Below are 13,433 nucleotides of genomic sequence, written 5' to 3'. Positions count from 1 at the left end.
TATTAAATAGAATTAAAATCTTCAAAAATCATGTGATGTTACGATGGAAAAATTTCTATTTTCAGCATTATCCCCTACTGTTAAGGTAAATCCTCCAGAGGTTATTATTAAAGTACGTAAGGAAGACGATTTACAAAACTTAAGAGATTTTACTCCTAGATATGAATTTATAAGAGGACTTCAGGGAAACAAAATAGCTGATTTGACCGAGTTTAAAGGAGTAGAAGATCTAGGAGACAAAATTAAAGTGATGCCTGGAACTAAATGGAAAGAAATAATTAATTATAATCCAGAAATTTTTTGTATAAGAGATTTTACTGTGGGTGGTTCAGTATCTTTTAATGACGCATGTTTTGGATTTAATGAGTTTGGATACATTAAGGATAGAGTAGAAGTTGAGGCTTATATAGATGGCCAAAAATATGAGGGAAAATACAAAGGTGGAATAATATCTGCAGTACTAATAAATAAGGAAAATAAGGAAATGTGTTACAAGTATCTTGAAGGAGACTTCCTATATCTAGCAAATCTAGTTAAAAAATGGTTTATTTCTGATTTCCCTGTTTTTAGAGATGTAACACTGATTAAAGAAAACAATAAAGCCAAGGTATTTGTATCATATACAAAAACGAGAGAAGTATTAGTAAAAAAATTCATCGATAATTTCCAGGATAGTAAACCACCTTATGAAGATATAAGAAAACATAAATTCAGATATGCTGGCTACATAACTTTAGTCTCTTTTGAACCTTCAGTTTTCTCGAGATCAGATTTAGTTTATTTCCATTTCAGGAAAAATGAAGTATACTATTATGCTTTTTCACAAAATCCGTTAGTCTTACCAAATACTACTGTATATTCGGATGTTAATGATAAGATACTTTTTAATGGCTGTATATTATGCGGAAAATGCACTGAAGTTTGCCCGCATAAAGATCAGAGAGATTCTAGTGTATTTTCACCATTAGGATTTTACGTATTGTCTTCCTTTAGCAAGGAAAAAGAAGTGTCTAATTGTCATATGTGTGGTAAATGCACAAACGTATGTCCAGTAGATCTTAGTATAGTTTTAGATCTTATTAAAAGTGCCAAATTTCCAGAAACTAAACTTGGTATTAACATAAATCTTTTTTCTAGAAGAGTAATAGTTTTAACAGTTATTTCTAAAGATCTAAAAGAATTTGCAATTAAGGCATTCAAAATACTTGATTCAATGGGAATAAAAGTAGGCATAATTACATTAGATCTTTCGTATGCAGAATTAATAAAATCCGAATTTAATAATGATATTAAGGAAAGAATAAAATATATAGACGAAATAATTACGCTTACTCCAGAAGAATTTCACTTTTTAAGTTCTCTCCAAAATGTGAAAATAATTGACGTTACGTTCATATACCAATTACTTGAAAAAGAGATCAAGAATAAACTAGAAAAAATGAAGGTTCATGTACCGTGTTTTTATGATGCTAATTTTAAAAATGCAGATAAAACATGCAGCTATGAATTTCTTAATGAAGTCAATAACGAGGGTTATGGTAAGAAAAATCCTAATGCCGATATAAGTCTATGTCCACTAGCTGCAAGAAGGTTAGGGATAAAAAATATTTTAGATTTATTCAATGTTCAAATAGACTATTCTATTTCAGATAAATTTTATAAAGATTTTATATCTTATCTAGGAAGCCTTAATGAACTATTTAAAGATTTAGAATGGTATACTGATATTGACGATAATGTTAAAAATGAGGCCTTTACAGATCTAATTGAAAACTTTCTTAGTAGTAGATCTAAAGACGAGCTACTTCTATTTTATTTAAATAATGATAAATATATAGATCTAGATAAAAATATTAGAGATCACATAGTTAAAGGAATAGAAAAGCTATTTGCTACTTAGAGCGTACTATATATACCAGATGCGAAACTTCTGGTATAATTAATTCTTTCATTGCCAAAGTTACTGCACTTGGGGAACCAGGTAAGAGATATATTACTTTACTATTAATTATTCCAGCAGATGCTTTAGTTAAATATGCAGCTGACTTTACTTTTGGATCATTATAGCTGAGCATTCTAAAAACGTCACTAAAACCTTCTACTTCTCTATCAAAAATCTTTCGTAAAGTCTCTACTGTAGTATCAGATGGAGAGTACCCAGTTCCGCCTGTTGAAACTATTACATCTACATTTTCATTATCTACTGCATTTAAGAAAGCTTTAAGTATTTTTATTTTGTTATCTGGAACTAAATCATATCCTAGTATCTTGTGTCCTGCAGTAATTATTTCTTGCTTTATTGCATCACCAGACTCGTCTACTACTGGCTCCTTTTTTATCATTTTTTCGTATCTAGATGTGCTTATGGTAATTACAAAAAAATTCAATATCTTTGGTGCTAATTCCCTATGTAGTTCGTGTGAATTCATAATAATAGATTCTAATAATGCTTAATAATAGTTATTAATACGCTAGGATAGTATCTTAACTTCCTCTGCTATGTCTAAATCTAAATCATTAAATATATCTCTCCTCAGTACTTTTCCCTTTACAAAAATTTTTTTCCCTTCTTCTAATTCTGTATATCTTGTTCTAAAACTAGTTAATACGAAATTATCTGTATAATATTTAACTGGAATAGAATAGGGTTTTATAGCATTTTTTATTTCTAGAGTCCCACTAAATTCTTCCATTTTCATTACTTTTCCAAAATCTTCACATCTCACTATTTTAAAAGTATAAGGAATCCCTTTAAAGAATCCTTCTAATACTCTGAATTTCTTTAGATTTAGGAAGTCTCTAGAGTCTAAACCTTCTACTTCCTCTGAATTTATAGACTCTAGAGGCGAAGTAATTCCTTGTTGTCTTAATAGCCTTAATATTTTATAATTATTCTCATCAAAACTCAATAAATCAATATCATTCCCATCTCCTTCATATAAATAACTCCCTGTTATTCCTACGTTCCTAAAAAATAAGGAAAAGTCTCTAAGAACTCCATAAGGATTAAAAGAAAAAGGATCTAATATAATACTCTCATCTAATGGAACTGCAGGAACTCGAAATCCTATTTCGTCATAATATTTTAATAAATATGGGAATTTCTGCTGTACAATATCCATAGATTCCTTCATTCTCTTAATTTTTTTGTTCTTATAATATCTAGGAACAGCTATCGCATAACCGTCAGGATGGAAGCATCCTTTTACAGACCATATAACGTCTTTATATTTTATAAAATAACCTTCGGTTACCGTTATCTTTCACCCAGACAAAGTTTTGTTTAATAATTCATCTATATCTTGATCTCTCTAAATATAATTAAGAAATTTGTTTTCGAGTATATTCGTGTTCATGATTATTGTAAAAATTATTAGATATTTTTAGCAGAATATCTTGAAAATTAATATTCTTCTATTAAAACATTTTATTAGTTGAATTATAATATTTCTATGGATATTTGTGTATACAAGTGAATCATCATCTGAACTTTCCATTAACTATAATTTTATAAGACATATAGCAATTCTAAGAGTTTTGTTGAAAATAGTAATAATAGGTGGAGGAATAGCAGGAAGTTCCTTATATATTCAATTAAAGAAAAAACATCACGAAGTATTTGTGATAGATCCCAGAATTAGAAAAATATTTATGACATTAATCCATTCATTGCTTTTAAAAGACAGCGATGTAATAATAGCTAAGAAAAGTCTAGATTTTTACATAGAAAATAAAATTCCTTTAAAGGAGTTCAAATCAATCACAATAGGGAAGATAGATGCAAAACTAATAGATTTATGGTCTCAAGTTGGCGTTAAAATTGAGAAAGATAAAATAGACTGGTTAAATACTGAAGGAATAGTAGCAGAACATGGAGATAGACTAGTCTATGTAAAACGAATGATAGATTCTATACCCATAGTTAAAGAAAAGGCTTTTATATCACAAAAGGGTAACAACGTGGAAGTTCTTGTAAATAATAAGAAAATAGATGCTGATATATTTATTTTAGCCAGTGGTCCATGGAATAATTTATTGTTTAACGTAATTTCTAAAAGTTACTATTGCTGGGCATCATTAGTAATTACAAGGAATAAAATTCTGGATAACATTTTTATTTATGATTACGAGAAAGAGTTCTATTCTAGACCATTTCTTGGCATAGGATTAAAAACTGCTATAGTAGGTGATGGTAAAACAATAGAAGCAAAACCTGGTACTAAGATCAATGTGAATCCATTGGAAGTTATTACAAAAGCTCAAGAAAGACTAGGTAATCTAAGACATATTTATACTTCTGGTGAATTTTGTGAAGGAACCCCTGATATGAGACCTGCTTATGGACGACTGTTGGATAATCTGTTTTATATAGGTGGGTTTAATGGATATGGAGCTGAAATAGGACCTGGAATAGCGTCTTTACTTGTAGATATGATAGAAAATGGTTATGAAAACAAGGAATACCTCTTAGATAGATTTAGAGGGATAAAAAACTTTGAATTAGGAAGAGAAGCTCATGAATTATAAATTTTTAGATGAGCTTTTACAAGATCTTCAGTACCTAAGTCTCTTGAAACTTGAAGATGAAGCATTTGCTTCTCTTCACAATTAGTGCAATCATATAATACCCAACCACCTATAAAATTGTCACAATAATAATATTCTATAGATCTCCAACCTTTTCCTTGAATCAATATTTTTATAGCGTTAATATCAAAAATAGGAAAGGCTACATATTTTTCTAATTTTATATAATAAGGTTTTAATTCTTTTAAGTATTTTGCATGTAATAGGACAGATGTAGGAATGAAAAAATCATCCAAATCACTTACTTTAATTATCTCTATTTCATTTTTATTATTTATATATATTCCTGCATTACGATAATCTGAAAATATATCCCTTAAATAATACCAAGGAGGAGCTTGAGACCCAAGAAGCCAACTTATCATAAAAATAGTTTTAATCCAGAGATGTTAAAATTATGTAGCAGTGATGACGTGACGGTTTTCTGAGCAGTGAAGAGCGTTTCCCCACACTGAGAGTGGGATTATGAAAAATAGGAACTTTATAAAAGATTTACAAAATGTAAAAAATAAGATATTAACTCGTTACGGTATAATAGACATAGAGGACATCTTCAATAAGCTTATCGAGTTTCATAAGCTAGGTTTCATAAATACCGGGCACTCAACATTAGAGTTAATAACAGCAGCATTCTTGATAAAAAATGGATTTAGGACTACAGTTGAATATGAAAATTCTGGAAAAATAATGGATGTTTACGGGATTAAAGGAATAGATATTGGGATAGAAGTAGAAACTGGATTTGTCCCACCAAACTTTGCTAATAGCCAAGAAGAATTTCTAAGGAGTAGAACTGCACTTAAAATAGCAAGGTATAGCAATATAGCAAAAGAGTTTTTTATAGCAGTGCCTTCTTTCTACATTCCTCCCGTACCTAACATGTTTTTAAAATCGTCGTTTGAAAGAAGTGAAGAAGAAATAAGAGAAATAATGTCTCTAATAAGAAAGTACCACAAGAGTTTGGATGTCAATTTGAGTTCATTAAAAGAAGCAAAGATAGATGGTATAATAGTTATAAACACCACAGACTTAAGAATAAAAATATTTAATCAGGAAGAATTTCTTAAATTAAAAAAACTTTATAACGATATAGAGAAATAGAAATGATACTAAAGATACAGTTAGATTATCGTCTATTTTCTTTATTCTTTCTAGAAATGTAGCTAATATACCTGAAATTAAACCTGGAATAGAAAGAAAGACAAAGCCTAAAGAAGAAGAAATGATAAGCATTCCTAATGAGCCCCAAAATCCCTTAACACGCTTTTTGTATACATAATTCCTTATTATTCCTGTAACACCGTCTCCAAATGACATATAAAATAGAGGCAATAGAGCCACATATAAGAATTTACTATTTATAGACCAAAAAGTTGGCTGAAGTATCCATGACAAAAGCAAAACTGTTCCAAATGAAAAAGTAAAATAAATCTCTCCAATATCCTGTTTGTCTTGAAACCACGATAACATTTTTCCTTCTTTTCTATGAATTAATAAATAAACTGTTAGTAGATATGCAGATAATATGGGTATTAGAGGAGAAGAAAGTAGAAAAGGGCTTAAAATTGCTACAACGCCACCTCCCATCATATGAATAACTTTCCTTGCAACATATATGTTGAACTTTTTTGCAAATATTTTTGAAATATAAAGTGTAACAACTGCTACCCAAACTATTAATAGAGAGCCCCATAAAACATCAGTAAGTGTCAGTATCACACTTTTTAAATATAGACATACCTTATAAAACTGGTGAGGCTTTTCAGTTTTTCACTAAAAGATGGGAAACTTATCCATGATCCTAAAGGTAATATAGTAGCGTTTGTAGATGGAGAGTTAGTTAAAATTATGTATAAAAATGGCGAAGAAATTGATACAAATAAAGTTTCATTTTTATTATCAAATGATGATGCCAAATTAATAGAAAAAATAAATAAAATAGAAAAAATAAATATTCTACCTGCTCTTGTTTATCCCGAGGAAGAGCGTAGACTACGTTTATTGCAGATACTAGGCACGTCGTTTGAGGATTTTATTTATGAAAGACTAAAAGGCAAATATAACATAGTAAAACATCCAAATATTTTTAAATCTTTGAGCAAATTAACCAATTCTAGGAATTTCAATATACCAGATTTTCTAGTAAATAATAAGGTGATTATAGAGGCAAAGGTTGGGGAATATAATTATCATCAAATAGAAACATACTCGCGCTATTTTAAATATGGTATTGTAGCTATCCCTTTCTCTGGAAATTGTAGAGTGCCGAAATTTTGGCAATGTGTAAATAATTGCGTTCTAGATATAGAAAGACTAACCAAACGTATAGATTTTTACTTGAACAAATAAAGAAAAACTCGAAAGCATATATATTTTTTAACTTATTCAAGTTATTTCATTCATGCAGATAGGAACACCACTTCTAGAAGGTGGTAATAAAGTTCTATTGTTAGGAAGTGGGGAACTAGGTAAAGAAATGGCAGTAGAAGCCCAAAGAATGGGAATAGAAGTAACTGCGGTAGATAGATATGATTTGGCTCCAGCTATGCATGTAGCTAATAAGAAATATGTTATAGACATGATGAATAAAGATGCAATAAAATCAGTCGTAAGAAGAGAAAATCCTGATGCAGTAATAGCTGAAATAGAGGCTATAAATACTGATGCGTTAATTGATTTGGAAGATTCTGGATTTAGAATAATACCCAATGCTAATGCGGTTAAAATATGTATGAATAGAATGGATTTAAGACAATTAGCTGCAGAAAAAGTAAAAGTACCAACTACTAACTATGCATTTGCAGAAAGTCCAGATGAAATAAAAAGAATTTGTAAAGATATAGGATATCCATGTTTAATAAAGCCAGAAATGAGTTCAAGCGGACATGGACATGCTCTCATAAACAATGAAGAAGAAGTAGAAGGAGCTTTCAAAGAGTCTATTTCTCACGCTAGAGGAAAAAGTAGAAGAGTAATAGTAGAGGAATACGTTAAAATAGATACTGAACTTACTATCCTAACTTATAGATATATAGATGATAGCGGAATTGTTATGAATACTTTCCCAGCTATAGAACATAAAAGGCCTAGTTACTACTATGTAGAATCATGGCAACCAGCTAATGTAAATGAAGATATATTAAATAGGTCAAAAGATTATGCATTAAGAGTTGTTGACGCTTTAGGAGGAATAGGAATATATGGAGTAGAAATTATAGTTTCAGGGAATAGAGTTCTTTTTAGTGAAGTAGCACCAAGACCTCATGATACAGGGTTAGTAACACTAGTTAGTCAAGATATAAATGAATTTCAGGTTCATATACGAAGCGCTTTAGGCTTACCTACTCCAGAAGTTAAATTAGTGAGTCCAGCAGCATCTCATGTAATCTTGGCTCAAAAAGAAGAGTGGGCTCCTAAATATCTCAATATAGATAAGGCTCTAAAAATTCCAGGAGTTCAAATAAGACTTTTTGGAAAACCGTCTAGCTACGAAAAGAGAAGAATGGGAGTAGTGTTAGCTACAGGCAATAACGTAGACGAAGCTAAAGAAAAAGCTAGAAAAGCGTCTTCAATGATTTTAATTGACTAACCCATGAATTTCTTTTAACTTATTTATTATATCATGTACTTTATTTATTACAAAAGGAGTACTTGATGTATAGCAGCAATCATTAAGAACGTCTACGTCTGGAGATTTTATGTTAGCTATCTCTGCCGTAGAAACTGTCCATATTCTCGCAGTAGCGTCATAGTTATATCCTCCTACTCCTAAAAGTAATAATTTACCATTAGAATATTCATGAGCTAGTCTATGCACTTCTTTTACTATCTGTAAATAACCTAAAGTTGTCAATTTTAATTCAACTAAAGGATCATCAAAATGAGAATCTCCTCCTTCTACCAAGATAATGAGATTTGGCGAGAATTTCTGAATTTTTTTAACAGCAATCTCGTTAAATGCTTCAATATACGCGTCATCTGCAGTACCTGGAGGTAATGGAATATTCACCGTCAAGCCTTTTCCATCACCTTCTCCAATTTCTTCCATATTTCCACTACCAGGGAAAAAGTTTCTATGATACATATGTAATGAGATTTTAAGGGTTTTAGGATCTGCATATAAAATTTCTTGTGTTCCATCACCATGATGTCCATCTATATCTACTATTGCTATTTTATCATATTTTTCTTCAGCTATTTTAGCTGCTAATGCTACATCATTAAAAACACAAAATCCTTCTGCAGAGTTTCTCTTAGCGTGATGAAATCCTCCACCTATATTAATCGCATGATCATAACTATTTAACAATTCCAAAGCTTTTAATGTACCTGCTACTCTTATTAAAGCAGCTTCGAAAATTCCCTTAAATACAGGTGTGTCTCCAGAATCTAAATAACCCGAACCTTTTTCACTCATAGCTTTTACAAAATCTACATAATTTTTATCATGAACTTTAAGTAGTATATTTTCGTCTATCCTTGATGGTTTTACTAAATCTATCTCGTGAAAGAAACCTCTTTCTTCCATTAATTTTTTTGCCATACTCTCCCTAAGAGGTTTAAATGGATGCTCACCTGGAAATGAGTATAATAGATATTTATCATCCCAAACAAATGCTGTCTTGTGCAAAGCTTATTCCTATTAGATATTTTTAATAATTCTCATTATAAAATATTACACGTGAGAACTTGACTCTAACTGACCTGGCCATAGAACCTAAAGTTGTGGCTACAATAAATAGCAAGCTAGGTGAAATCCTTAATAAAATGAAGGAAGAAAATCAATGGGTAGTCCCAGTTATAAAAGATAAGAAACTTATAGCAATGCTTACTGATAAAGACCTTTTAAAAAGAAGAGTAAGTCTAGAGACTAGAGTTTTAAGTCTAGCCTCTCCTACGGTATCCTTGGCTGAAAACGATGATTTTGGAAAAGTTGTAGCTAAATTCTATACAAGTAAAGCTAGAGCTATTCCGTTAGTTAATTCATCAAGAGAACTGACTGGACTAATAACAAGAGAAACGGTATTAAAATATTTACTAGATTCTAAACAAATTCCAGAAAATAAGGCTAGAGAATTTATGTCTTCTCCACCTATTACGCTAGATATATCAGAATCTGTAGCTAGAGCTAGATGGGAAATGGTAAAAAATAATGTTACTAGGTTACCATTATTAGCAGAAAAGAAGCTAGAAGGAATAGTTACATCTAGAGATATTGTAAACATATTATACTCTGTTGGTGAAAAGAAAAAGGAATCAATTTTAACTGAAGAAGAAAGAATAATGGCTATGCCCGTAAAAGAGATTATGGTTTCGCCTGTAATCACTGCAAACGGAAATGAATCTCTAATCAAGGTTACTGAAAAAATATTGAAAAATAAGATTTCTGGCCTACCAATATTAGAAGGAGATTATATAGCTGGAGTCTTAAGCGGAATAGATATAATTAGCTCATTGCAATCTAAATATCAGCTTACCCTACCTTTAGAAGCAAAACTAACTTCAGATTTGAAAAAAGAGGAAATAAAGGCTGAGATTGACGGAGTTCTAGAAAGATATCTAAGCAAACTTGACAAATTAACTGATATTATTAACTTTAGAGTATCTTTTAAGGAAGAAGCTAATAGTCAGGATAAAACGATATACAAAGTTACCGTTAATGCCTCAACCAAAATAGGTAACTTCATAGCTAATGAAACAGATTGGGATCCAATTGTAGCTGTTAAAAAAGCTGTAGAAAAAGTAGAGGAAAGGCTGATAAGAAAATTAAAACGCATAGAGAATAAGAAAGGATTCAAGAGAGAGGAAGATTGAAAATAGGTATAGTACAACCTAGCAACGTTAAAAGCGCTATAGAACTTACAGAAACTGTACTTAGTAAAGGGGCTCAACTTGTATTATTACCAGAAAAATGGGTAAAAACACTGGATGAGATACCATTATCCGATTTTCAGAGACTAGCACTAAAGTACACTGCATATATTATCCCTGGTGCTATAGAAGACGGAGTCTCTGTAATCGCTCCTATAATTGATAATTCAGGAAAAGTAAGAGGTATAGCAAAAAAATTACATCTTTTTGGGAAAGAAAAAGAAAGATTATTACCAGGAGATAAATCAATTATTTTTACTTATTCTGGAATAAAATTTGGCATATCAATTTGTTATGATATAGATTTTCCTGAAACGATTAGAAATATGTTTAGAAAAGGCGTAGAAATATTACTAGTTCCATCAAAAATAACGACAGAAGGATTAAAAATATGGAAAGATTATATAAAAATACGCTCTCTAGAGAATAGAATAGCTATAGTAAACGCAAATGCATTAGATCCTCCTAATTATGTAGGAAATAGCTTTGCTCTAACACCTATTAAAAAGGGGGAATTAGTAGATACTTTGACTGTTGCGGAATTAGGTGAAGAAGATGGATATGCAATCGCAGATATAGATCCATTATCATATTTTCACTTAAGATTAGAAAGATTGAAAGAAATATCTGATACATCGGTAGAAGAAATTTAATTAATATAGTATAGCGTTTTACAAGCTCGTTTTATTAACTCTTTTACAAAGTATTTTATGAATGGAAGCAAGTTCTCTTTCAAAGTTAGCTAAGAATACGGCTATTACAAAAATAATAGATATAGCTAAAAAATATTGCGAAGAAAATCACTTAGTACCTATATTATCCTTCTACCTAGAAGATAACTTATTAACTTCCCTAGTCAAAGATCTTGAGCCAATTCTAAAAAATATTTTTAAACAGTATGGATATGATAGATCCATTTTTATAAAAAAAGCCGAAGAAGTATTAGATAACGCTAAAAGAGAAGATATAATAGAATTTCCATACTATGCTATTCCAATAAGTGAAGAGAGCGAAATAACATTTGTAGAAAACAATCTAGTACCTGCTAAAGCTATAGTAAATAAAGGAACCTTTAGATTCATATTTATGCCATATCCTTCTTATTCTTCATTAAATGAGGCAATATCAAAACAAGGTGAAGATGATGTATTAGTTACATTTGAGAATGGTAAAATAGTAAATATAGAGAAGAAAAGAAGTATATTTATGGAATCCAAATCTGTAGATAAAGTTGTTGAGGCCGATAAGGTTATAATAAACCTAACTCCTACATTAGATACTTTCCTTATTCCTTCTATAATAGCCATGAATGTGAAGCTTCTAGAAAATAAGGTTATAATTAAAAAGAATAACGAAAGTCTAAGCTATGAAATACTTTCAGGAAAGGTTGACTCTAACGAGGTTATAAAAGGAAATACTCTAGACTCTACTACTAAAGCGTCAATATATTACGATTTTAAGAAAAAAACTATTATTCAAGAAAATATTATAGACGGAATATTGAACAAAATGCCAATTTAAATATTAATATTTTCTAATATATTTAAAAGATTTTTAAGATGATTTACTCTAATTTTAAATTCTTCTACATTCTGTGATCTTGGATGAAATTCACCATGGAGTTTCTCGCTATTTAAGAAATCTACTATTAGCTCCTTATTGTCCGTTCTATATGATAAATATTCAATTAATGAAAAATAGTCATGATAATTCTCTATATCCATTTTAAGTTCACTACCTATTTTCCTTAAGATATAAGATAAAGACTTCCAATATGCTTCTCCAGATTCACTTAGTTTACCTTCTTTTTCTAATTTCGTAGCCAATTGAAGGTACTCTCTAGAAAGCTGAGTATATAGTCTAGATTTGTCACCATTTAAAGAAGATATTAGTAGATCGACTATTACGTCCTCAAGATTTTTCCTCTCATCATTTGCTTTCTGAAGCAAGATAGAATAAATAACTTCAGGTATTTTAACATTTTTCATTAATTAGACTTATATTTAAGAAGTAAAAATATTATCTTTTATTCTATAATGTGGAATAAACTTCCTATAGCATGCGTCACTAGAGCTGCAGCTATTGCTAAAACAGTCATTTGCAAACCTTTCTTTGTCGGGTTTACATTACTCAATAAGCCTATAATATTTCCCACAACAAAAGTTGCCAATCCTGTTGCAGCATATGCTACTATAATACCTACTATACCAGATAATCCGATCAAGAATGGCAAAACTGGAATAAGAGCACCTATAATATAAGATACTGCTGTAGTAGTAACACTTTCCTTAGGTTTTTGGGAATCTTGAGATGTTTTACCTAGTTTCCTTAGAGAACTTTTCTCTATATCTGTTTCAGATTGAGAAGATAGGTAAGCCCCTATAGACATAGAAATTGTTCCTGAAATGCCTATAATTAAACCTCCTAGAGCTACGAGAATAGGAGTATTAAAAACTCCTGAAAGTCCAGAAACTCCAGCTAAAACTTCTATAAGCCCATCACTTATAGCATATATTGCATCTCTAATCTTATCTATATTAATTTGTGTTTGTACTAGTAAATCCTCATGATAAAGTTCTTCCATTTTAATTTTATTTATTTCCTCTTTCTCGGTATCGGAGAAAATGTCCATTCTAGATAACTTGTCATATTTTTCAGCATCAGAAATTTCTCCATATTCGGCTATTTTTAAAGTTAAAGCTATTCCAATAATTTTCCTCAAAAATAATAATAGTAATAATTTAAACTTTAGCCAAAAAGTAAGCGACTTTAATGAAACATTTTTCTTAGAAGCTATCATTCTCCAGAATTCTGAATGCCTCTTTTCTCCTTCTGCAAGTTCTTCCAAAATCTCCCTTACTTTCGGATTATTCTCTTTGATGGCTAAGTTACTATACAATTGATAGCCAAAAACTTCGTCTAAATAATTCTCTTCTACTAACTTATCCATGTTATCACTACTAATTTATAGTAAC

The 13,433-nt window shown here is 30.4% G+C and carries 15 protein-coding genes; 8 read left to right on the top strand and 7 right to left on the bottom strand.

The features are described 5' to 3' along the window. Window positions 1-43: 43 nt before the first annotated feature. A complete protein-coding gene (locus DFR85_RS17750) occupies window positions 44-1,900 on the top strand; it encodes a 4Fe-4S dicluster domain-containing protein (protein WP_110269441.1) in 1,857 nt (618 codons plus the stop codon). Here DFR85_RS17750 and DFR85_RS17745 read toward each other — a convergent pair. Continuing rightward, a complete protein-coding gene (locus DFR85_RS17745) occupies window positions 1,893-2,429 on the bottom strand; it encodes a MogA/MoaB family molybdenum cofactor biosynthesis protein (RefSeq protein WP_110269440.1) in 537 nt (178 codons plus the stop codon). The two genes, DFR85_RS17750 and DFR85_RS17745, sit on opposite strands and share 8 nt — an antisense overlap. Before the next feature lie 42 nt (window positions 2,430-2,471). Then, on the bottom strand, window positions 2,472-3,122 hold the full coding sequence (locus DFR85_RS17740) for a hypothetical protein (RefSeq protein WP_246252973.1): 651 nt from the start codon (window positions 3,120-3,122) through the stop codon (window positions 2,472-2,474). A 415-nt stretch (window positions 3,123-3,537) separates the two neighbouring features. Between DFR85_RS17740 and DFR85_RS17735 the strand changes: the two genes are divergently transcribed. Continuing rightward, window positions 3,538-4,527 carry an FAD-dependent oxidoreductase gene (locus tag DFR85_RS17735; RefSeq protein ID WP_246252972.1) on the top strand — a complete coding sequence of 330 codons (990 nt, stop codon included), beginning with the start codon at window positions 3,538-3,540 and terminating at the stop codon, window positions 4,525-4,527. Here the strand turns inward: DFR85_RS17735 and DFR85_RS17730 are convergent. Then, window positions 4,515-4,952, bottom strand: a complete 438-nt coding sequence (locus tag DFR85_RS17730; RefSeq protein WP_110269438.1) for a hypothetical protein — start codon at window positions 4,950-4,952, stop codon at window positions 4,515-4,517. The two genes, DFR85_RS17735 and DFR85_RS17730, sit on opposite strands and share 13 nt — an antisense overlap. A 100-nt stretch (window positions 4,953-5,052) precedes the next feature. Between DFR85_RS17730 and DFR85_RS17725 the strand changes: the two genes are divergently transcribed. Then, window positions 5,053-5,688 (top strand): hypothetical protein, encoded by a 636-nt coding sequence (locus tag DFR85_RS17725; protein ID WP_110269437.1) that lies wholly within the window; start codon window positions 5,053-5,055, stop codon window positions 5,686-5,688. Here DFR85_RS17725 and DFR85_RS17720 read toward each other — a convergent pair. Further along, window positions 5,656-6,306, bottom strand: coding sequence for a phosphatidate cytidylyltransferase (locus DFR85_RS17720; RefSeq protein ID WP_110269436.1), 651 nt, complete (start codon window positions 6,304-6,306; stop codon window positions 5,656-5,658). The genes DFR85_RS17725 and DFR85_RS17720 overlap by 33 nt on opposite strands. Window positions 6,307-6,339: 33 nt before the next feature. On the opposite strand from DFR85_RS17720, the gene DFR85_RS17715 reads away from it, so the two are divergent. Together DFR85_RS17715 and purT are read left to right on the top strand one after the other, a co-directional pair. Beyond that, a complete protein-coding gene (locus tag DFR85_RS17715) occupies window positions 6,340-6,936 on the top strand; it encodes a hypothetical protein (protein WP_110269435.1) in 597 nt (198 codons plus the stop codon). 52 nt (window positions 6,937-6,988) lie between these two features. After that, a complete protein-coding gene (purT, locus tag DFR85_RS17710; RefSeq protein WP_110269434.1) occupies window positions 6,989-8,176 on the top strand; it encodes a formate-dependent phosphoribosylglycinamide formyltransferase in 1,188 nt (395 codons plus the stop codon). Here the strand turns inward: purT and DFR85_RS17705 are convergent. Then, window positions 8,165-9,217 (bottom strand): acetoin utilization protein AcuC, encoded by a 1,053-nt coding sequence (locus tag DFR85_RS17705; protein ID WP_110269433.1) that lies wholly within the window; start codon window positions 9,215-9,217, stop codon window positions 8,165-8,167. The two genes, purT and DFR85_RS17705, sit on opposite strands and share 12 nt — an antisense overlap. Window positions 9,218-9,276: 59 nt before the next feature. On the opposite strand from DFR85_RS17705, the gene DFR85_RS17700 reads away from it, so the two are divergent. From DFR85_RS17700 to DFR85_RS17690, 3 genes are all read left to right on the top strand, one after another. Continuing rightward, window positions 9,277-10,401 carry a CBS domain-containing protein gene (locus DFR85_RS17700; protein ID WP_110269432.1) on the top strand — a complete coding sequence of 375 codons (1,125 nt, stop codon included), beginning with the start codon at window positions 9,277-9,279 and terminating at the stop codon, window positions 10,399-10,401. Beyond that, window positions 10,398-11,111 (top strand): carbon-nitrogen hydrolase family protein, encoded by a 714-nt coding sequence (locus DFR85_RS17695; RefSeq protein ID WP_110269431.1) that lies wholly within the window; start codon window positions 10,398-10,400, stop codon window positions 11,109-11,111. The genes DFR85_RS17700 and DFR85_RS17695 overlap by 4 nt, the downstream gene beginning before the upstream one ends. Window positions 11,112-11,172: 61 nt before the next feature. Beyond that, on the top strand, window positions 11,173-11,979 hold the full coding sequence (locus tag DFR85_RS17690; RefSeq protein WP_110269430.1) for a hypothetical protein: 807 nt from the start codon (window positions 11,173-11,175) through the stop codon (window positions 11,977-11,979). On the opposite strand, the gene DFR85_RS17685 is transcribed toward DFR85_RS17690, so the two are convergent. Together DFR85_RS17685 and DFR85_RS17680 are read right to left on the bottom strand one after the other, a co-directional pair. Beyond that, window positions 11,976-12,446, bottom strand: coding sequence for a PaREP1 family protein (locus DFR85_RS17685; RefSeq protein WP_110269429.1), 471 nt, complete (start codon window positions 12,444-12,446; stop codon window positions 11,976-11,978). The genes DFR85_RS17690 and DFR85_RS17685 overlap by 4 nt on opposite strands. A gap of 38 nt (window positions 12,447-12,484) precedes the next feature. Next, window positions 12,485-13,408 (bottom strand): VIT1/CCC1 transporter family protein, encoded by a 924-nt coding sequence (locus tag DFR85_RS17680; RefSeq protein ID WP_110269428.1) that lies wholly within the window; start codon window positions 13,406-13,408, stop codon window positions 12,485-12,487. Between the last annotated feature and the right edge of the window lie 25 nt (window positions 13,409-13,433).

The organism is Acidianus brierleyi (assembly GCF_003201835.2).
Classification (GTDB): domain Archaea; phylum Thermoproteota; class Thermoprotei_A; order Sulfolobales; family Sulfolobaceae; genus Aramenus; species Aramenus brierleyi.
Note: the sequence above shows the minus strand (reverse complement) of the source record. Positions and strands in the feature narration are given on the sequence as shown.